A 20,935-nucleotide genomic window follows, 5' to 3' on the forward strand; every position below is an offset into this window, starting at 1 on the left:
TCAACTAGCTGGGTTACCTACCGGGTTCGTTCCGCCGCCCGCCTCCGCAGTGATCACGCCGCAGCGCCCACCTACCGGCACCCGAGAGAGCTTCGATGACCCCCACATCTTCCCCCGCTTCCGATCCGCTCGATCAACTCGCTATCAACACCTTGCGCACCCTGGCCATGGATGCCGTGCAAAAGGCCAATTCCGGCCACCCCGGCACGCCCATGGCCCTGGCTCCCGTGGGCTACACCCTGTGGAGCCGCTTCCTGCGCTACGACCCGGCCCATCCCGACTGGCCCAACCGCGACCGCTTCGTGCTGTCCGCCGGCCATGCGTCCATGCTGCTGTATGGACTGCTGCACCTGGCGGGTGTGGTGGAACTGGACCGCGAGGACAAGCCCACCGGTCAGCCCGCCGTCAGCCTGGACGACATCAAGCAGTTCCGCCAGCTCGATTCGAAGACGCCGGGCCACCCGGAGTACGGCCTGACCACCGGCGTGGAAACCACCACCGGCCCGCTGGGCCAGGGTTGCGCCAACAGCGTGGGCATGGCGCTGGCCCAGCGCCACCTGGCCAGCCGTTATAACCAGGGCGGCACCACCCTGTTCGACTACAACGTCTATGTCATCTGCGGCGACGGCGACATGATGGAAGGGGTGGCCAGCGAAGCCGCGTCACTGGCCGGCCACCAGAAGCTTGCCAATCTCTGCTGGATCTACGACAACAACACCATCAGCATCGAAGGCCATACCGAACTGGCCTTCACCGAAGACGTCGCCGCGCGCTTCGCCGCTTATGGCTGGCACACGGTGCATGTGCGCGATGCCAACGATACCGAAGCGTTCGCGCGCGCCATCGAGGCGTTCCAGGCCACCGATGACCGCCCCACCCTGATCGTGGTGGACAGCATCATCGGCTATGGCGCACCCAACAAGCACAACACGGCGGCCGCGCACGGCGAAGCCCTGGGCGAGGAAGAAGTGCGCCTGGCCAAGAAAGCCTACGGCTGGCCGGAGGACGCCCAATTCCGCGTGCCCGACGAAGTGCGCCACCGCCTGCGTGACGCCATGAACCAGCGCGGCGCCGGCGCCTGGCAACAATGGCAGGGCAAGTTCAAATCGCTGGCGCCGGACCTGGCCGCCGATCTGCGCCATCAGATCGACGGCACGCTGCCGGCCGGCTGGGAGAAAGACGTCCCCGTCTTCCCCGCCGATGCGAAGGGCAAGGCCAGCCGCGAGACCGGCGGCCAGATCCTCAACGCCTGCGCCAAGGGCATCCCATGGGTGCTGGGCGGCGCCGCCGACCTGGCCCCCTCCACCAAGACCAACCTGACCTTCGACGGCGCCGGCAGCCTGCAGGCCGACACACCCAGTGGCCGCAACATGCATTTCGGCGTGCGCGAGCACGCCATGGGCGCCATCGCCAACGGCATGGCGCTGTGCGGCCTGCGCTCCTACACCGCCACCTTCCTGATCTTCAGCGACTACATGAAGCCGCCGATGCGGCTGGCCGCGCTGATGGAGCTGCCCGTGGTGTTCGTGTTCACCCATGACTCCATCGGCCTGGGCGAAGACGGTCCCACCCACCAGCCCATCGAGCAGATGGCGCAGTTGCGCGGCATCCCCAGCATGCGGGTCCTGCGGCCCTGCGACGCCAACGAGACGGCCGAGGCCTGGAAGATCGCCCTGCGGCAGACGCATCGCCCGACCTGCCTGGTGCTGTCGCGCCAGCCGCTGCCCACGCTGGACCGTGCCAAGTACGCCGCGGCCACCGGCACCGAACGCGGCGCCTACGTGCTGGCCGATTGCGCGTCGAAGCAGCCGCAAGTGATCCTGATGGCCACCGGCAGCGAAGTGTCGCTGTGCCTGCAGGCCTATGACCAACTGACCAGCGAAGGCGTTGCCGCCCGGGTGGTTTCCATGCCCAGCTGGGACTTGTTCGAAGAGCAGGACCAGGCCTATCGCGACAGCGTGCTGCCGCCGTCGGTGCCCGGCCGGGTGGCCGTGGAACAGGCCGGCCCCATGGGCTGGGACCGCTACATCGGCGCCACCGGTGACAAGATCGTCATGCACAGCTTTGGCGCCTCGGCGCCCATCGCGAAATTACAAGCCAAATTCGGATTCACGATAGAAAATGTGGTTCGCGCCGCGCGCGAACAGGCCAAGAAGCATGGGAGTATTCAATGAGCACTGACAGCAACAACAAACTGCGCCAACTGGCCAAGGCCGGCCAGGCCATCTGGCTGGACTTCCTCAGCCGCGAATTCATCGCCAATGGCGGCCTGGCCAAGCTGGTGGCCGAGGACAGCCTGACCGGGGTCACGTCCAACCCGAGCATTTTCGAGAAGGCCATCGGCCACGGCAGCGCCTACGACAGCGCCATGAAGGAATTCCTGGACAGCGCCGACACCGACGCCGGCGCGGTCTATGAACACCTGGCGGTGCAGGACATCCAGGCCGCGGCCGATGTACTGCGCCCGGTCTACGACAAGCTCGACGGCAAGGACGGCTACGTCAGCCTGGAAGTGTCGCCCTACCTGGCCTATGACACGGAAGCGACGCTGGCCGAAGCGCGCCGCCTGTGGCAGGCGGTCAAGCGCCCCAACCTGATGATCAAGGTGCCTGGCACGGTGCAGGGCGTGCCCGCCATCCGCCAGCTGATCTCTGAAGGCATCAACGTCAACGTCACGCTGCTGTTCTCGCGCGACGCCTACGCCCAGGTGGCCGACGCCTATGTCCAGGGCCTGGAGCAGCGCGTCAAGGCCGGCGGCGACATCAAGCGCATCGCCAGCGTCGCCAGCTTCTTCGTCAGCCGTATCGACTCGCGCATCGACAAGGCCATCGCCGACCGCCTGGCCGCCGGCGACGCCGACGCCAGCGCGCTGAAGGCCCTGCAAGGCAAGGTGGCGATCGCCAATGCCAAGCTGGCCTACCAGGACTACGAGCAGTTGATCTCCAGCCACCGCTGGAAGGCATTGGCCGAGCGCGGCGCGCAACCGCAACGCCTGCTGTGGGCATCCACCGGCACCAAGAATCCGGCCTATCCCGCCACGCTGTACGTCGATACCCTGATCGGACCCGACACGGTCAACACCATGCCGTCGGCCACCATGGACGCCTTCCGCCATGGCGGCACGGTGTCCCCTGCGCTGACGCAAGACGTGGCCGGCGCCCAGCACACCCTGGACGAAGCCCAACGCCTGGGCCTGCACCTGGACCAGGTCACCACCGACCTGGTGGACGACGGCACAGGCCAGTTCTCCGACGCCTTTGACGCCCTGCTGGGTTCGGTGGCGGGCAAGCGCAACACCTTCCTGGGCGAGCGCCTGAACGCAGTGGCCTACCAATTGCCCGAGGCGCTCGAAGATGCCGCCGGCAAGGCGCTGGAACGCGCCCGCGCCGAAGGCTGGACGCGCCGCCTGTGGCAAGGTGACGCCAGCATGTGGACCGGTGGCCCCGAAGGCAAATGGGTGGGCTGGCTGGCTGCCGGCCAGGGCCGCCAGGCCGACCCGGCCGCCATCGCCAAGCTGGCGCGCGAAGTGCAGGCCGACGGCTACACCCACGCCGTGTTGCTGGGCATGGGCGGTTCCAGCCTGGGCCCGGAAGTGCTTGCGCAGACGCTGGGCACCGCTGGCAAGGGCTTGAAGCTGCATGCGCTGGACTCCACCAGCCCCGATGAAATCGGCGCGGTGGAACAGGCCATCGACATTGCGCGCACGCTGTTCATCGTCTCCAGTAAATCCGGCTCGACCCTGGAACCGGAAGTCCTCAACGCCTATTTCCACGCCGCCACCGTCAAGGCGGTGGGCGCGGGCGATGCCGGCCGCCATTTCGTTGCCGTCACCGACCCCGGCTCCAAGCTGGAAGCCGCCGCCAAGGAAGCCAAGTTCCGCGCCATCTTCCACGGCGACCCCGCCATCGGCGGACGGTATTCGGTGCTGTCGGTATTCGGCCTGGTGCCCCTGGGCGTGCTCGGCCATGACGTCGCCGCCTTCATGGAAACCACCCAGCCCATGGTGCGTGCCTGCGGCCCGTCGGCGCCGCCGTCGGCCAACCCGGGCGTGCGCCTGGGCGCCATCCTGGGCGCGGCCGCGGTTTCCGGCCGCGACAAGCTGACGGTGTTCGCATCGCCCACGCTGGCCAGTGTGGGCTCGTGGCTGGAACAGCTGGTGGCCGAATCCACCGGCAAGCATGGCAAGGGCATCGTGCCGGTGGACCTGGAACCGGTGGGCAAGCCCGGCGACTATGGCCAGGACCGCGTGTTCGCCTACCTGTACCGCGAAGGCGACGATCGCAAGCTGGACGCCCCCATCCAGGCGCTGGCCGATGCCGGCCATCCGGTGGTGCGCGTCACCCTGCCGCGCGCCGGCGCCATCGGCCAGGAATTCTTCCGCTGGGAAATCGCCACGGCAGTGGCGGGGGCGGTGATCGGCATCGATCCCTTCGATCAGCCTGACGTCGAAGCCAGCAAGGTCAAGACGCGCGCCCTCACCGACGCCTACGAGCAAACCGGCAAGCTGGCGGAGGAGACCCCGCTGCTGACCGACGGCGACCTGACCCTCTGCGGCGATGCCGCGCTGCGCGCCGACGGCACGCTGGAAGGCGCCCTGGGCGCGCACCTGGCGCGGCTGCGGGCCGGCGACTACGCGGCGGTGCTGGCGTACGTCGCCCGCAATCCGGCGCATGAGGAAATCGTGACCGCCTTGCGCACGCTGATCCGCGACCAGCGCCGCGTCGCCACGGTGGGCGGCTTCGGTCCGCGCTTCCTGCACTCGACCGGCCAGGCCTACAAGGGCGGCCCGAACAGCGGCGTCTTCCTGCAGATCACCGCCGACCCCGCGCACGACCTGGCCATCCCGGGGCGCAAGATCAGCTTCGGTACGGTACAGGCGGCGCAGGCCATCGGCGACCTGCAGGTGCTGGCCGAACGCGGCCGCCGCTATCTGCGCGTCCACATCAAGGGCGGCCGCGTCGATGCCGGCCTGACCCGCCTGCTGGAGGCCGCCACGCGCGTACTGCAGTCACGCTGATCCCCGCCCCCGTTATGCACGGCGCCGGCGGGTCCGGCGCCCTACCCAGGCGCCGGCCGATCCGGCGCCGCGCAGCGGATGTCCGTTCCGGCCATCGCTGCCCACACCGTCCAGACAGGAGAATGGCGATGCAACTCGGACTGATAGGACTTGGCCGCATGGGCGCGAACATCGCGCGCCGCCTGATGCGCGACAAACACGACGTCGTGGTCTACAACCGCAGCCTGGACAAGGTCAAGTCCTTGCAGGACGAAGGCGCGGTCGGCGTGGACAGCGTGGAGAAGCTGGTGGCGCAACTGGCCAAGCCGCGCGCCATCTGGGTCATGCTGCCGGCCGGCAGCGTGACCGAGCACATGATCGATACGCTGGCCGGCCTGCTCGAACCGGGCGACATCATCATCGACGGCGGCAACACCATGTACAAGGACGACATGCGCCGCGCCAAGGCGCTGAAGGCCAAACAGCTGGAGTACGTGGACGTCGGCACGTCCGGCGGCATCTGGGGCCTGGAACGGGGCTACTGCATGATGATAGGCGGCGAGGAAAAGGTGGTGCGCCATCTGGATCCCCTGTTCGCCTGCCTGGCCCCGGGCCTGGGCGATATCGAGCGCACGCCTGGCCGCGACGGCCACGACGACCGTCCGGAACGTGGCTATATCCACGCCGGTCCCGCCGGCGCCGGCCACTTCGTCAAGATGGTGCATAACGGTATCGAGTACGGCCTGATGCAGGCCTATGCCGAAGGCTTCGACGTACTCAAGACCAAGAACTCCGACCAGTTGCCGGAAGACCAGCGCCTGGACATCAACGTCGCCGACGTGGCCGAGGTATGGCGGCGCGGCAGCGTGGTGTCGTCCTGGCTGCTGGACCTGACCGCCATCGCGCTGGCCAAGGACGGCAAGCTGGCCGGCTTCTCCGGCGAAGTGGCCGATAGCGGCGAAGGCCGCTGGACGATCGACGCCGCGGTCGAGCAGGCAGTGCCGGCACCGGTGCTGGCCGCGTCCCTGTTCGCGCGCTTCCGCTCGCGCCAGGACGCGACGTTCGGCGACAAGATCCTATCCGCCATGCGCTTCGGCTTTGGCGGCCACGTAGAGGAAAAGAAATAATGGCAGCAAAGAAACCCAAGCCTTCGCGTACCGAGAAAGCGCCGCCCGTCGCGCTATTCCTGTTCGGCGCGCATGGCGATCTCGTCAAGCGCCTGCTGGTGCCTTCGCTGTACAACCTGACGCGCGACGGCCTGCTGGGCGATGCGCTGCGCGTTGTCGGCGTCGATCACAATACCGTCAGCGACGACGACTACCGCAACCGGCTTTCCGACTTCATGCGCGAGAACCGTCCCAAGTCCAAGGAAGGCGGGCAGGACGGCGACGGCTTCGACCAGAAGATCTGGGACGGCCTGGCGCCGCGCATTTCCTACCTGGAAGGCGACTTCCTCGACGACAACACCTACCAGCAGATCGCCAAGCGCATCGAGGAATCGGGCACCAAGAACGCGATCTTCTACCTGGCCACGGCGCCGCGCTTCTTCTGCGACGTAGTGCAGCGGCTGGCCAAGGCCGGGCTGCTGAAGGAAGGCGACGATACCTTCCGCCGCGTGATCATCGAGAAGCCGTTCGGCTCGGACCTGGCCACCGCCCAGGAGTTGAACGCCAGCATCCTGTCGGTGATGGACGAGAAGCAGATCTATCGCATCGACCATTACCTGGGCAAGGAAACGGTGCAGAACATTCTGGTCAGCCGCTTCGCCAACGGACTGTTCGAGGCGTTCTGGAACAACCACTATGTCGACCACGTGCAGATCACGGCGGCCGAGACCGTGGGCGTGGAAACGCGCGGCAATTTCTACGAGATTACGGGTGCCCTGCGCGATATGGTGCCCAACCACCTGTTCCAGCTGCTGGCCATGGTGGCGATGGAGCCGCCCGCGGCGTTCGACGCCGATGCCGTGCGCAGTGAAAAAGCCAAGGTGGTGGCCGCCATCCGGCCGCAGAACGCGGACGAAGCCTTGCGCAATTCGGTGCGCGGGCAATATGTCGCGGCCGACGTCGACGGCAAGCATCTGAACGGCTACCGCGAGGAAGACCGCGTGGCGCCCGACAGCACCACCGAAACGTATGTGGCGCTGAAGCTGTGGGTGGACAACTGGCGCTGGGCCGGCGTGCCCTTCTACCTGCGCACCGGCAAGCGCATGGGCGTGCGCAACACGCAGATCGCCATCTGCTTCAAGCCGGCACCGATGTCGCCGTTCCGCGATACCACGGTGGATGAGTTGCGGCCCAACTACCTGATGATCAATATCCAGCCCGATGAAGGCATGTGGTTCGACTTCCAGGCCAAGCGGCCCGGTACGTCGCTGACCATCGACAACGTGGAGATGGGCTTCGCCTACGCCGACTTCTTCACCATGCGGCCGTCGACCGGGTACGAAACCCTGCTGTACGACTGCATGACGGGCGACCAGACGCTGTTCCAGCGGGCCGACAACATCGAGAACGGCTGGCGCGCGGTGCAGCCTTTCCAGGAAGCCTTCCGCGATTATCCCCACGTCGAACCCTATGCCGCGGGCTCCGTCGGACCCAAGGCGGCCGACGACCTGCTGGCCAGGGATGGACGGTCATGGCACAGCCTGAAGTAGACGGCGGCAAGCTTGGCGCTGGTGGCGGGGTCGCGCTTGGCGCCGCGGCCGGCCACGCTGCTGAAGGCACGGACGCCGGCACGCCGCACCGGATTGCCGGCGGCCAGGAACCCGATGCGGCCGCGCGCGTGCGCGTGCGGGCGGGCGTGGCCGCCGACAAGCCGGTGAACACGTCCAGCATCGCCCTGCTGGTGTCCGACGTGGATGGCACGCTGCTGCGCGCGGACAAGAGCCTGGCGCCCGCCACGGTGGAGGCCGTCAACCGCCTGCGCGCGGCCGGCGTGCGTTTCACGCTGGTCAGCGCGCGGCCGCCGCGCGGCATGCTGCCGCTGATCCAGGCCCTGAACATCAAGGTGCCGACGGCGGCCTTCAATGGCGGCGCCATCGTCGGCGCGCGCGGTGAAGTCCTGGAAGCGACGCGGTTGAGCAGCCGCGATGCCCGCGCCACGCTGGACGTGCTGCTGCGCGAAAAGGTGGAAACGTGGGTGTTCGCGGACGACCAGTGGCTGTTGCGCGACCCGGCCGGCGAGTACGTGCCGCTGGAAAGGAAAACGCTGGGTTATGACGGCGTGGTGGTCGAGGATTTCTCGCCCTACGTGGACCGCATCGACAAGATCGTCGCCGCCAGCTCGGATCCCGCCTTGCTGGCGCGGCTGGAACAGACCTTGAACGCCCGCATCGCGCCGCATGCCCTGGCCATGCGCTCGCAGGTCTACTACCTGGATATCACGCATGCACGCGCCAACAAGGGCGATGCGCTGTCGGCCCTGGCGCGCCAGGTCGGCGTGCCGCTGACGGCCGTTGCCGCCATCGGCGACGGCGACAACGACGTCCCCATGTTCAAGCGCGCCGGCCTGTCCATCGCCATGGGCCAGGCCGATGCCGCCGTGCGGGCGCAGGCACGCCGCGTCACGGGGTCCAACGAGCAAGATGGGCTGGCGCAGGCGATCGATCAGATCATCCTGGGCAACACGGGGGCGGCGGGGCACGGGTGATGGGGCAGGCTCGGGCCGGGTGCCGCGGGTGGCGCCCCGGTTAAGCGCCCTCCCTCAATCCGACAACGCTCGCATTTCCTTGATCAGGTCGGCCTTGCCCTCGAAGCCGATGCCCGGCAGGTCGGGCATGGTGATGTAGCTGTTCTCCACCTTGACGCCATCCGGGAAGCCGCCATACGGCTGGAACAGGTCCGGATAGGACTCGTTGCCGCCCAGCCCCAGGCCGGCGGCGATGTTCAGCGACATCTGGTGGCCGCCGTGCGGGATGCAGCGGCTGGGCGACCAGCCGTGCTGGTGCAGCATGTCCAGCGTGCGCAGATACTCCACCAGCCCATAGCTCAAGGCGCAGTCGAACTGCAGCCAGTCGCGGTCCGGCCGCATGCCGCCATAACGCACCAGGTTGCGGGCATCCTGCATGGAAAACAGGTTTTCGCCAGTCGCCATGGGCTTGTCGTAGTAGTTGCGCAGCGTTGCCTGCAACTCGAAATCCAGGGGGTCGCCGGCTTCCTCGTACCAGAACAGGTCGTATTGCGACAGCGCCTTGGCATAGGCAATGGCGGTGTCCAGGTTGAAACGGCCATTGGCGTCCACGCACAGGCGCTGGCCATCCTGCAGCACGCTGAGGATGGAATCGATGCGGCGCAGGTCCTCGTCCAGCGACGCCCCGCCGATCTTCTTCTTCACCACTGTGTAGCCGCGGTCCAGATAGCTGCGCATCTCGTCCTTCAGCTTGCCGTGGTCCTGCCCGGGATAGTAATAACCACCGGCAGCATAGACGAACACCTTGCGATTGGGCGTGCCGTTGCCGTAGCGCTCGGCCAGCAGCTGAAACAGGGGCTTGTTGGCGATCTTGGCTACCGCGTCCCAGATTGCCATGTCCATCGTACCGATCGCCACCGAACGCTCGCCATGGCCGCCCGGCTTTTCGTTGATGAACATGGTCTGCCAGATCTTGTGCGGGTCCAGGTTGGCGCCGGTATCGTCGATCAGGGAGTCCGGGTCGGCTTCCAGGATGCGCGGGATGAAGCGCTCGCGCATCAGCATGCCCTGGCCATAACGCCCATTGGAATTGAAGCCATACCCGACCACCGGCTTGCCATCGCGGATGACGTCGGTGATGACGGCCACCAGGCTCAGCGTCATCTTGCTGAAGTCGATGTACGCGTTGCGGATGGGCGAGCTGATGGGAACGGTCTTTTCCCGGATTTCAACGATTCTCATGGAGTCTCCTGCGGTATCGAGGTTGGCAATGCATGCCCCCGTGCCACGTGGATCCCTGCCAGCATTGCTGCGCGGCGCGGGATGGCCAGGACATTACGGAAGCTAGATTAACGAATCGAACGCCGCCCTGAATTCACCTGTAGTGAAAAGACCATTCACTTCAGGTTATAAATAACGCATGAAAAACGAGGTTTCCCCGGAACTGGTCTTCTTCTCCCTGCTGGCCCGCCACGGCAGCCTGTCGGCCGCCGCGCGCGCCCTGGACATCACGCCGCCGGCGGCCACCAAGCGGCTGGCGCAGATGGAGCAAAGGCTGGGCGTGCGCCTGGTCAATCGCACCACGCGGCGGGTCAGCCTGACCAGCGAGGGGGAAACCTATCTGCAACATGCCACCCGCATCCTGGCCGACATCCAGGCCATGGAGGATCAACTGGCGGGCAGCCGCGTGGAGCCGCGCGGCTTGCTGCGGGTCAACGCCACCCTGGGTTTCGGCCGTACGGTGATCGCTCCGCTGGTCTCCGACTACGCCCGCCAGCACCCGGACGTGCAGGTCCAGCTGGAGGTCACGGACCGCCCGGTGGACCTGGTGCAACAAGGCTATGACGTGGCCATCCGCTTCGGCCAGCCGGCCGACAGCCGCCTGAGCGCGCGGCGGCTACTGAGTAACCGCCGCTTCCTGTGCGCATCGCCCGCCTACCTGAACCGCCACGGCGCGCCGCAGACGCCGGCCGCCCTGCAGGAACATCGCTGCATCATCCACCGGCAGAACGACGAGGCCTATGGCGCGTGGCGTTTCACGCGCGACCGCCAGACCGAAGTGGTGAAAGTCAGCGGCGCACTGGCCAGCAACGATGGCGACATCGTGCTGGGCTGGGCCCTGGACGGCCACGGGATCCTGGTCCGCTCGGAATGGGACTTGGCGAAATACCTGGAAACGGGCCGTTTGCGGCGTCTGCTGCCCGCCTACACCCTGGAGCCGGCGGACCTGTTCGTCTACTACTCAAGCCGCCAGCATATGTCGGCGCGGGTACGCAGCTTCATCGATTTCATGGCGGCCAGCTTCGACCAGGCGGCCAGGCGGCCAAGCCGCGCGGAGGAGCCGCAAAAGCAGCAGAAAAGGCAGCAGCAGCAAAAGCAGCCGCAAGCCTAGATGGAGAGTCCCGTACGCACGCGCGACTGCTGCGGGGAGGCCAGCAGGTCCTGCTGGCGCGGGTCCACTTCCGCGGCGACGATGGCCTCGCGCATGCGGAATTCGAGTACCCAGACCCAGGGGTTGACGGCCCAGGCGCGCGCGCCATAGGTCTCGCACCAACTGAGCGCGAAGATGGATTTGATCGGCATGCCCGGCAGGAAACCGCCGCGCGACGTGGTCTGGTTGACGCAGCCTTCGGCAGCGACGTCGGCGTCGCTGATGTCCTGCAGGCGCTGCAGCCGCAGGCCCACCAGCAGGGCCAGCGCGAAGGCATTGCCTTCCTCGTCATAGAGGGGGATGGTCTGCCCGGGTTCGCCATAAGGACAGGTGGCGCGCCGGACGCGCCGGCGCGGCGGACGGCCAGGCACCGTTTCCTCGACGGCAACCCACTTGGCGTTGGGTCCCATCTCCCGCAGCCAGCCCGACGTGGTTTGCGGGGGCTGCGGCTTCAGGATACGGCGTGTCTGCACTTTGCGCCCATCCAGGATGGGCGCGATGAGGTCTGCAGCGAATCGTAGAGGTTGCCCTTTCATTGCTAAGCGAAGCTTGAAACTCGGCCCGGATGATACCCCAGCGCAGGCCCGCGCCGCCGAATCCGGCCCGAGCGGACGAATTATGCACGCTTTTCAATGCCTTAGCTGTATCAGTCGCAAGTCTGCGCCTTGATTCGTGACCGGGAGATGACATGACGCGCGTTCTGTCATGTATCCCCCTGCCCCTCCGCGCCCCCGCCGGGCTGCCTCAGGGATGCTCGGCGCTCCAACGCCCCAGCAAATCCAGGAAAATGTCGTCCACCCGTCCGGCGTTGCCGTCGGAATGGCCGGCCGAGTGCGGCGTGGCGATGACGTTGGGCAGCTGCCACAGGGGCGAGTCGGCCGCCAGCGGCTCGTGCTCGTAGACATCCAGGTAAGCGCCGGCCAGGCGGCCTTCACGCAGCGCGGCGATCAATTCGGCCTCGCGCACCACTTCGCCGCGCGCGACGTTGACCAGGCAGGCGCGCGCCGGCAACGCCGCCAGCATGGCGCCATCGACCAGGAAGCGCGTGCGTTCGGTCAGCGGGCAGGCCAGTACCAGCCAGTCGGCATCGCCCAGGATGGACGCCATGTCCTCGAAGGCCACGCATTCCTGCGCCCCCTGCACCGGCTGCGCGCTACTGCGCACCACCGAAATCCGCAGGCCCAGGGCCCGCAGCATCTCGCCCAGGCGCTGGCCGATGACGCCCCAGCCGACGATCACGGCCTTCTGGCCCCGCAGGTCGCGCGGCATGGTCAGTTCGCCCGCCTTGAGCCAGCGGTTTTCGCGCTGGGCCCGCATCGTTTCAGGAAAGTGGCGCGCCAGGGCCAGCAGGCCCGCCAGCGCGTTCTGCATGACCGGTTCGGCATTGGCACCGGAGGATGGCGTAACTTTTACACCGCGCGCCATCAACTCCGGGAAGATGGGCCGGTCCAGTCCGGCCGAGTGCACGTGTACCCACTGCAGCGTGGGCGAGCCGCGCAGCGACTCGTAAAAGGCTTCAAGCGATTCCGTCAGAACGTGTTTGGTGGAACTTCCGGTAACTTCGCGGGAAATGTAGGCGATGTCGGCGTTACCATGGCCGTGACCGCGCGTCGCTTCAGCGATAAGCAATTCATGAGGACGCCCCTTCAGCACTTCTTCCACACGCTCGCGCAGGCGCTCCGCCGTAGCGCGTGACAACAGGATATGTAGCGGCTTCTGCCCGGACATGCTGGTCCCCCTGAGTATGTATTCGAGTCGACGATGCCCGGCCACCTCGATGAACGTGGCGGCCGCGACGGTTCAAGTGTCTGGCCACGCGCCAGACGCCGCACATTATCGCGCGATCCAGTAGCGATCACCTGAACGGCCGCCTGAACGACCAGGAGTTCCGACATGAAACGACATTCCGTACTGCGTTGCGGTGCAATCACTTTGGCGCTGGCCTTGGCCGGACCGGCCGCGGCACAGTCGCTCAAGCAGCTGGAAGGCGTGCTGGGCGGCAGCGGGCACGGCGCGAGCACGGACAGCGGCAGCAGCGGCGGCGCCACATCCGCGCTGGGCGACCTGGCTTCCGGCAATCTCAAGTCCGGCAGCCTGGGCAATGCCACCGGCGTGCTGCAATACTGCATCAAGAACAACTACCTGAGCGGCAACGGCGTGACGTCGCTGAAGGACAAGCTGACCAGCCGCATCACCGGCAGCAGCGGCCAGCCGGCGGAGAAGAACGACGACTACCTGTCCGGCGCCAAGGGACTGCTGAAGACCGGCGACGGCAAGAGCGTGGACCTGAGCGGCAGCGGGCTGAAGGAACAGGTGACCAAGAAGGCTTGCGACGCCGTGCTGGCGCAGGCCAAGGGTTTCTTGTAGCAGGCAACGGCGGCGCGGGCGGCACGGAGCGGCAGCACTGAGCGCCAACACTGAACGCCAACACCGAAGCCCGGACTGCGCGGACTTCGGTGCAGTGCTGGATCAGCGCTTGCCCGCCAATTCGTGGCCGGCGCCGCGCGGCATGCGCGCGGTGACCGGCACCGACGCCACCGAGCACAGGCCCAGCACCAGGAAGGCAGGCCAGAAGTCGGTCCAGACGATCTGCGGATGCCCCTGCGCGTAATGCGAAATCTGCAGCACGATACCCGCCACCACCACGCCCAGGCCCAGTGACATCTGCTGGATCACCGCCGACAGGCTGGTCGCACGGCCGACGTCGGCGCTTTCGATCTCCGCGTACGCCAGGGCGTTCAAGGCGGTGAACTGCAGCGACGGGAACACGCCGCCAAACAGCACGACGAACCAGATCGCCAGGCGCGACATGCCTGGATGGAAGGCGCCATACACGGCGATGGCCACGCCCGACAGGATGGCATTGACCATCAGCACCGGGCCGAAGCCGAAGCGGCGCAGCACGGGCTGCGCGATCATCTTCATGAACAGGGCGCCGAAGGCCGAGGCACAGGTGATGGTGCCCGCTTCGAAAGGCGTCATGCCCAGCCCTTCCTGCAAGGCCAGCGGCAGCAGGAAGGGAATCGCCCCCAGGCCGATGCGAAACAGCGACCCGCCGATCACGGCGGTGTGAAACGTGGGCACCCGCAGGAAGCTCAGGTCCAGCACGGGATTCTTCGCACGCCGCGCATAGAACCAGTACGCCAGCAGCAGGAGTACACCCACCGCCACCATGATGAGGTTGTCGCGCGTGTCGATGATGTCGCTGCCCAGCAGCGACATGGCCAGCATGAACAGCGCCGCGCCGCCGCCGGACATCAGGAAGCCGATCCAGTCCAGCGGCCCCGGATGCGGCATCCGGGTGTTCTCGATATGGCGGTTGGCAAGCCAGATGCCGAGGATGCCGATAGGCACATTGATGAAGAACATCAGGCGCCAATGCAGATACGTGGTGATGAAGCCGCCCAGCAAGGGCCCGACCACGGGCCCCAGCAGCGAGGGGATGGTCAGGTAGTTGACCGCGCGCACGAAGTCGGCGCGTGCCACCGAACGGAAGATGATGATGCGGCCCACCGGCACCATCATGGCGCCGCCCACGCCCTGCACGAAACGCGCCAGCACGAAGGTGAACAGCGACGTGGAGGCCGCGCACAGCAGCGAGCCTGCGATGAACACGCCGATGGCGGTACGGAACACGGTACGCGAACCGAAGCGATCGGCCACCCAGCCGCAGATGGGGATGAACACCCCCAGGCCCACGACGTAGCTGGTGACCGCCAGCTTCAGGGTGATCGGGTCCTGGCCCAGGTCGCGCGCCAGTTCAGGCAGGGAGGTGACCAGCACCGTCGCGTCGACGTTCTCCATGAAAAGCGCGCAGGCGACGATCAGGGGAACGATGAAAGCGCCCAGGGCGAGTGGCATGGCTACAGTGGCAAGCGGCGGGGGGTTGAGGCGTAGGGTCGAGGTATGACCCAGGCCGTGATTATGACACCGTGCGGCGTCACCCCACCGATTTCAGTAAAGCGTCAGCGGCATCACCACGTCAGCGGTTTCCAGTTCAAGGCCGCGCGCGAGTAAGGCTGTTCGGAACCTGACAGTTTCAGCGCCATGACCACCACCAGATCATGCGTGCGCGCTTTCGGCACGACCACATAACTGGCCGCGGTGGACACCACGAAGCCCAGCGCCACCGCGCCCACCCGCAGGCCGCTGCGATGGTCCGGCCATTTCAGCAGCACCACGCTGGATGCGATGCCGCCGATCAGCAGGCCCAGGATGACTTCCGACGGCGAATGCGCATGCAGGTACAGGCGCGAGATGCCGATCAAGATGGCCAGCAGCGCGCCGACGGCCGTGCCCCAGCGGGCTCCGCGTTCCGAATGCACATTACCCAGGGCGTAACCCAGCACGGGATAAATGGCCGCGCTGACCATGGAATGGCCGCTGAAGCCCGTGAAGTCTATGGCTTCCCAGCCATAGCCCCAGCCCAGGAAGGCAAGCTTGGACACCAGCACGACCAGCGCCGCGATGGCGAAGGCGCAGGCCCACTTGATGACCGTGACACGCTCCGAGGCGACCAGGAACAGCGTCGCCAATACGGCAGCCGGCACCAGCAGACGCGATTCGCCGATGGCCGATAGAAAAACCCAAAAGGAAGACATGCCCTGCCCTGCAAAAAAGATTCAGCCGTCAGACCGAGCGGCACAACGGAAGTTCACATGCGGTCGAACCACACTCCGATCGTTCTTTGACGCTGGCAGGCTGCCCTTGTCCTGCCCAGCTTCGCTAATGCCCGTTCTTGTACCGCGCATACAGCGCGATGACGTCGCGCACATACTGGCGCGTTTCCGCATAGGGCGGCACGTCATCGTACTTGGCCACCGCCCCGGGTCCTGCATTGTAGGCGGCCAAGGCCAGGTCCAGGCGCCCGGGATAACGGTCCAGCAAACTGCGCAGGTGACGCGAGCCGGCGTTGACGTTGGTGGCCGGGTCCACCAGTGCCGCCTCGATGTCCTCCTGCTTCACCAGACTGGCCGCCGTGCCTGGCATCAACTGCATCAGGCCCAGTGCGCCACGCGGTGAGCGGGCGTCCTTGCGAAAGCCCGACTCCACGGCGATGACAGCGCCCAGCAAGGCACTGTCCACACCCGCATCGGCGGCGGCCTTGGAAATGATGCCGCGATAGCTTTCCATCCCCGGATGCGCCAGCAGATCGCGGATACGGGCATTCTCGCTTGCGCCCAGGTTCAGTCCCAAGTCCAGGCCCGGATCCCCCTCGGCCACGGGCGGCATTGCCAGCGCGACCGGTGCGAAGTCCGCTATCCGCAAGGGTGCCGCCCGCGCCTTCGCGCGGTTCTGGGCGCGCTGGTAGTACTTGGCATAGCCCTTGGGCACCACCATGGAGCGCGCGTTGCCGAAGGGATCCCGGTAGCGGTAGACGTCGCCCGCCACCGCGCTATCCGGCCACAGCGCCAATACCGCCGCGGTCAACAGCCCCGCCATGATCACTCGTCTTGCCAGGGATGGCCACAGTGTCATCATCGTCGTCGCATTCCATGGCCCGACGCACACACGCGGTCCCCGGGCAACGCGTCGCGCCGCCTGTATCCGCCCCCGGAAAACGCATCATGACCCAGCCCCGCTGCGCTTGTCTCTCAGGCCGATGGGGGAGCTTTGCCATCCCTCAAGGGGATAGATGACTACGCTTTGCTCGGATCCTGCATGAACCCCAGGTCGCGGCCGTCGAAGCGGCGCAGGTTCGGGAATACGTCGTCGAGCGTCCCGGCGCCGGCGCCGAACCAGGTTGCCAGCGTGGCGCCGAACTGATCCACCGCCACGTCCGGCAACATGCGGCCATGGTCGACGAAACCCGGCCCGTCCAATGCCAATTCGGGATGCTTGCCGTAGAACCGGCCACCGCGCACCGCCCCGCCCAGCACCAGGTGATGGCCCCCCCAACCGTGATCGGAACCATTGCCGTTGGACACCAGCGTGCGGCCGAACTCCGAGGCGCTGAAGGTGGTCACCTGGCCAGCCACGCCCATGGCGTCCAGCGCCTGCTGGAACTCGGCCATGGCGCCGCCCAGTTCGCGCAACAGGCCGGGATGCACGTCGTTCAGGCCATCGTGGTTGTCGTAGCCATTCTGCGTCACGAAGAACACCTGGCGGCGCATGCCCAAGGTGTCGCGCGCGGCGATCATGCGCGCCACGATCTTCAACTGCGCCGCCAATGGCGTGGCGAAAGCGCCGCCCACGCTATCGCGCGCCAAGGCGGTACGCAGGCGCGCGTCGGCGCGGATGGAACGCGCCACCAGGGCCGCATGCTGACGCTCGAACAGATGCTCGCCGGACTGCGTGATCAGCAGGCGCATGAGATCGGTGCACGTCGTCGAACCGTAGGTGTCCCGTTGCAGTAGTTCGATGGGGGTGGAGCCCGCCGGACTGACGCGGTAGGCGCTGACATGGCGTCCCGCCAGCAGCAGCGCGCTACCGCCCGCCGTCACGCCCGTGAAGGTGGCATTGGCATTGGCCGCGATGAAGAGGTCCGCCAGGCGGCCGCCCCAGCCGGACGTCGCGCCTTCCGGCGCCAATGCCTGCCAGTAGGCCTGCTGGTCGTTGTGCGAGAACAGCTTGGGCGGCAACGGCACGCGGGCGCCGACGTAGTCGCGCTTGGTGGTGGGCTGGGCCAGCGGGCCGACGTTCAACTGCACCGCCAACTGGCCCCGTTCGAACCACGGCAGCAGTGGCGCCAGACCAGGTGCCAAGGCGTAGGCCTGGTCGCCCGGCAAGGCATCCTTGGGCTTGAGCACGGTGGCGGCCAGCTTGTCACGCGCCAGCGCGATGTCGGCGCGGGCCTGGAAATAGCGGGCGTGGCGCGTGGCGTCGTAAGGGACGATGGTGTTGTAGGGGTCGTTGCCGCCGTACAGGAAGATGCAGACCAGGGCTTTGTAGTCGTCGACGGGCGCGGCCGCAGTGGCGGCGCCCGACTGCCCCGCCGTGGCCTGGCCCGCGGCTACCGCCGGCTGCGCCACCGCCGCGGCCGCCCCCACCGCGGCCATCTGCAGCGCCAATGGGGCGGCGGTGCCGCTCATGCCGAGCAGGGAAGCCCGCCGCAGGAACTCACGTCGCGTGGTTTTGCTGTTCATCATTTCTGCACCAGGTATTCCGGTGTCGCCGCGACCAGCATGATGGCGGCGCGTACGCGGTCCAGCTTGCGGGGCGCCGGGATCTCCGCCACCGCATCGGCGATGACGCGCGCGGTGGCCGGGTTGAACGCATCGCCCGCCAGCAGCAGGGTCACCCGCCGCAACAGCGCCTGCGTATCGTCGGCCAGCGCCACCTCGGCCGCGTAATCGGTCTGCACATCCTCCCAACCACGATCGACGTAGATCGCCAGGAAGTTCAGGTAGCCCGCCACGCTGGTCTCGTCCGTGATCTGGAATTCCGGCGCCACCAGCCCCAGCTGCGCGATGGCGGTATTGGGCGGCGTGAAGCGCGGGCGGAAGAAGTTGAACACCGACGGCGCCCGCAAAGGACTCTGTCCCAGGCGGATGGTGCTGTCGGTCGTATCCGGCATGGACCATTGCCCATTGCGCGAGGTGGCGCCGAAAGCCCGCGCCCACGCGGCGAAGCGCACGATGGGTTCCCGCACCTTGCCCCAGGTGGGCGCGTTCAGCTCGGGCGCGCGCGCTTCCGGATCCAGCAACACGGCCCGCAGTACCGCGCCCAGGTCGCCGCGCCGGCCCTTGCCGTTGTCGGCGAAGGCCGCCGCGACGCGGCCCACGTAAGCGGGGCTGGGATTGCTGGTGACCAGCCGCTGTATCAGCTGCGTGCCGATGAAGGGGCCGACGTTGGGATGGGCGCACAAGGTATCCAGGGCAATGCGCAAGGACTCCATCCCGCCGGTGCCCGGTGGAATCACCGTTCCCAGGAAACGCTTCTCCGACATCGAATGGTTGGCCGGATTCAAGGCCATGGGACGGCGCTGGCACTCCGGTTCCGTTTCCTGTCCCGCCAGGTCCCAGCCGGTGAACACTTTGGCCAGGCCCCGCACGTCGTCGTTGGTATAGGTCTCCACCGCCTTGCCGTCGCGCAGCTTCAGGCTGCCGTCGGGGTTGAGCTCGTACAGGCCGATGGTGAACAGCTGCATCACCTCGCGCGCGTAGTTTTCATCGGGCGAACGGCCGGTCTTGACGTCTTCCTTGCGGCTGCCACGATAGGTGAGCATGCAGCCCATGGCCAGGCTGCGCGTGACGCCTTCCAGCATGTCGCGGAAATTGCCCAGGCTGTGCGTGGACAACGTATCCATGAAGGACGCCGCGCCGAACATGGGCCAGGAAGCCGAAATGGACAGCACGTTGATGACGAAGATTTCGGAGAACGCGAAGGCGGCGCGGGTGCGCAACTGGTCGGGCGCCGCGATGAACTTGCGCCACAGCGTGGCTTCCAGGGGCGCATTGATGCCGTTGCCCTTATAGGCTTCGGTGTTCTTGCCCATCGCCACCAGCCAGTCGAAATGGGACTGCGAATGCGGCGCGGCCAGCTGCTCATCCACCCAGCGGGCGTAGCCCATGGCCACCACCCGGTCGATCTCGGCGGGCGTAGGTCCGAACGTAGCCTGCGCCAGGAAGCGCGAGGCCTGCCCGGCGGTTGGAGCGGGGCCAGGGCCTGGCGCAGGACCTGGGGCGTTAAGCGAAGGAGCGGTGGCGGTGGCTGGCATGCGGACCACCATAGCCATGCCATCGCGGGCTTACAACCGCTGCGTTTGGGGGAGAAGCGCGGTGAAGGATTAGGGCTTTGGACCTTTCCTCATCCCTATGCAGGAGGAAAATCCGCGGCGCACCCTTGTAATCCTGTCTTGCCTTCGCGGAGAGGGCGCCATTTTTTGCTGTGCGGCAACGTCAGCATTGAAAAAATCTGCTCATCCCCAGAAACATGCGATGGTTTCCCGCATGGTCATCATCCGAAAAAGGCCGCGCCTCATCCTTCGGGATGGTGGCGCCAGAGGGCCGTTTTTTGCAAAACTTCCCTCACCCAGCGGCTGACTATGCCCTGAAGCAGCCCTGGGGACTAGCCTTGGAAAAAGGCCTTCAGACTGGCACGGGCGGCGCACCACAACGGTGCCGCCGTTCGTTCCTTCCCCTTTATTTCGGCCAGGCACGCGACTTGCTCAAGTGCTGCGCCGCGCCATTGCGGCTACCCCGCGGATTAGGAGAATGTTATGGACAAGGCTGAAATCCCTCTCGCCCAACGCGACGCGCTGGGACTGATGCTGGATGATCATTTCAAGATCAAGCACCTTTTCAAGGCTTTCAGCCGTGAAAAGGACGCCGAGACCCGCGAGGCCATCGCCCATGAGGCGTGCCTGACGCTGACGGTCATCGCGCAAATCGAAGAAGAGCTTTTTTACCCCTACGTCCGGGCGCGTAACGAAGCGGCTTTCGGCTACCTGATCGACAAGGCCATGGTCGAGCACTCGTGCATCCGCAGCCTGATCGCGCAGATCCAGGGCATGACCTCGGATGACAGCATGTTCCACGCCAAGGTCGCGGTGCTGGGCGAATTGACCAGCCACCACGTCAACGGCGAAGAGGGCGAGCTGTATCCCAAGCTGATCGTGATGAATGAAGACTTGCGCGACATTGGCGCGCAAATGCAGCAACGCAAGGACGAAATAACCATCGAAGCGCACATTGCCTGAGATGGTGGGACTGAGGCACGATGAAAATACTGACTAAGGAAACCCAGCAATCGCGCGCCACGTTATGGCTGGCGCCGGTTACCCAAGGCGGGTTCCGATGGGAAGTGGAGGTCGTCGACACGGGTAAGACGACCGTGCCTCACGTTATCCAATCCGAGCACGTGTTTCGCACGCCGACGGACGCCGCGCTGGATGGCATCCGGGCGCTGGAATCGATGGAAGTCGTCCAGTAGGCGGG

General features: G+C 66.4%; 17 protein-coding genes. 9 read left to right on the forward strand and 8 right to left on the reverse strand.

Going from position 1 to position 20,935, the window contains the following annotated elements; all coding sequences use genetic code 11:
- Positions 1–95: 95 nt before the first annotated feature.
- From tkt to CEY05_RS19970, 5 genes are read left to right on the forward strand one after another with little or no spacing between them, the layout of a single operon-like run.
- Complete coding sequence (gene tkt, locus CEY05_RS19950; protein WP_088597575.1) at positions 96–2,174, forward strand: transketolase; 2,079 nt, start codon at positions 96–98, stop codon at positions 2,172–2,174.
- The gene (locus CEY05_RS19955) at positions 2,171–5,017 is read left to right on the forward strand and encodes a bifunctional transaldolase/phosoglucose isomerase (RefSeq protein ID WP_088597574.1); all 2,847 of its coding nucleotides are present in this window, start codon (positions 2,171–2,173) and stop codon (positions 5,015–5,017) included. The genes tkt and CEY05_RS19955 overlap by 4 nt, the downstream gene beginning before the upstream one ends.
- A 14-nt stretch (positions 5,018–5,031) precedes the next feature.
- Positions 5,032–6,123 (forward strand): phosphogluconate dehydrogenase (NAD(+)-dependent, decarboxylating), encoded by a 1,092-nt coding sequence (gene gnd, locus CEY05_RS19960; RefSeq protein WP_088597573.1) that lies wholly within the window; start codon positions 5,032–5,034, stop codon positions 6,121–6,123.
- On the forward strand, positions 6,123–7,652 hold the full coding sequence (gene zwf / locus CEY05_RS19965) for a glucose-6-phosphate dehydrogenase (protein ID WP_088597572.1): 1,530 nt from the start codon (positions 6,123–6,125) through the stop codon (positions 7,650–7,652). The genes gnd and zwf overlap by 1 nt, the downstream gene beginning before the upstream one ends.
- The gene (locus tag CEY05_RS19970) at positions 7,634–8,647 is read left to right on the forward strand and encodes a Cof-type HAD-IIB family hydrolase (protein ID WP_088597571.1); all 1,014 of its coding nucleotides are present in this window, start codon (positions 7,634–7,636) and stop codon (positions 8,645–8,647) included. Before zwf ends, CEY05_RS19970 begins: the two co-directional genes overlap by 19 nt.
- Before the next feature lie 54 nt (positions 8,648–8,701).
- Here the strand turns inward: CEY05_RS19970 and CEY05_RS19975 are convergent, their stop codons facing one another.
- The gene (locus CEY05_RS19975) at positions 8,702–9,868 is read right to left on the reverse strand and encodes a mandelate racemase/muconate lactonizing enzyme family protein (protein ID WP_088597570.1); all 1,167 of its coding nucleotides are present in this window, start codon (positions 9,866–9,868) and stop codon (positions 8,702–8,704) included.
- 178 nt (positions 9,869–10,046) lie between these two features.
- Between CEY05_RS19975 and CEY05_RS19980 the strand changes: the two genes are divergently transcribed.
- Positions 10,047–11,018: a LysR family transcriptional regulator gene (locus CEY05_RS19980; RefSeq protein ID WP_088597569.1), complete on the forward strand. Its 972-nt coding sequence runs from the start codon at positions 10,047–10,049 to the stop codon at positions 11,016–11,018.
- On the opposite strand, the gene CEY05_RS19985 is transcribed toward CEY05_RS19980, so the two are convergent.
- Both CEY05_RS19985 and CEY05_RS19990 read right to left on the reverse strand, forming a co-directional pair.
- Positions 11,015–11,530, reverse strand: a complete 516-nt coding sequence (locus tag CEY05_RS19985; protein WP_088597568.1) for a hypothetical protein — start codon at positions 11,528–11,530, stop codon at positions 11,015–11,017. The genes CEY05_RS19980 and CEY05_RS19985 overlap by 4 nt on opposite strands.
- A gap of 271 nt (positions 11,531–11,801) precedes the next feature.
- Positions 11,802–12,785: an NAD(P)-dependent oxidoreductase gene (locus tag CEY05_RS19990; protein WP_088597567.1), complete on the reverse strand. Its 984-nt coding sequence runs from the start codon at positions 12,783–12,785 to the stop codon at positions 11,802–11,804.
- A 165-nt stretch (positions 12,786–12,950) separates the two neighbouring features.
- Here CEY05_RS19990 and CEY05_RS19995 point away from each other — a divergent pair, with 165 nt between their 5' ends.
- Positions 12,951–13,424: a DUF2501 domain-containing protein gene (locus CEY05_RS19995; protein WP_088597566.1), complete on the forward strand. Its 474-nt coding sequence runs from the start codon at positions 12,951–12,953 to the stop codon at positions 13,422–13,424.
- 102 nt (positions 13,425–13,526) lie between these two features.
- Here CEY05_RS19995 and CEY05_RS20000 read toward each other — a convergent pair whose 3' ends face one another.
- From CEY05_RS20000 to CEY05_RS20020, 5 genes are all read right to left on the reverse strand, one after another.
- Positions 13,527–14,972, reverse strand: a complete 1,446-nt coding sequence (locus CEY05_RS20000; protein ID WP_255407779.1) for an MFS transporter — start codon at positions 14,970–14,972, stop codon at positions 13,527–13,529.
- Between the two features lie 59 nt (positions 14,973–15,031).
- Positions 15,032–15,658, reverse strand: coding sequence for a phosphatase PAP2 family protein (locus tag CEY05_RS20005; RefSeq protein WP_088597564.1), 627 nt, complete (start codon positions 15,656–15,658; stop codon positions 15,032–15,034).
- Positions 15,659–15,782: 124 nt separating this feature from the next.
- The gene (locus CEY05_RS20010; RefSeq protein ID WP_088597563.1) at positions 15,783–16,538 is read right to left on the reverse strand and encodes a lytic transglycosylase domain-containing protein; all 756 of its coding nucleotides are present in this window, start codon (positions 16,536–16,538) and stop codon (positions 15,783–15,785) included.
- 158 nt (positions 16,539–16,696) lie between these two features.
- The gene (locus CEY05_RS20015; RefSeq protein ID WP_369825976.1) at positions 16,697–18,142 is read right to left on the reverse strand and encodes a DUF1501 domain-containing protein; all 1,446 of its coding nucleotides are present in this window, start codon (positions 18,140–18,142) and stop codon (positions 16,697–16,699) included.
- The gene (locus tag CEY05_RS20020) at positions 18,142–19,716 is read right to left on the reverse strand and encodes a DUF1800 family protein (RefSeq protein WP_088597742.1); all 1,575 of its coding nucleotides are present in this window, start codon (positions 19,714–19,716) and stop codon (positions 18,142–18,144) included. Before CEY05_RS20020 ends, CEY05_RS20015 begins: the two co-directional genes overlap by 1 nt.
- A 501-nt stretch (positions 19,717–20,217) precedes the next feature.
- On the opposite strand from CEY05_RS20020, the gene CEY05_RS20025 reads away from it, so the two are divergent.
- Entirely contained in the window at positions 20,218–20,697 is a 480-nt protein-coding gene (locus tag CEY05_RS20025; RefSeq protein ID WP_088597561.1) for a hemerythrin domain-containing protein, read from the forward strand.
- A 20-nt stretch (positions 20,698–20,717) separates the two neighbouring features.
- A complete protein-coding gene (locus CEY05_RS20030; RefSeq protein WP_088597560.1) occupies positions 20,718–20,930 on the forward strand; it encodes a hypothetical protein in 213 nt (70 codons plus the stop codon).
- Positions 20,931–20,935: the final 5 nt, after the last annotated feature.

The organism is Achromobacter sp. HZ34, from assembly GCF_002209485.1.
Classification (GTDB): domain Bacteria; phylum Pseudomonadota; class Gammaproteobacteria; order Burkholderiales; family Burkholderiaceae_B; genus Bordetella_C.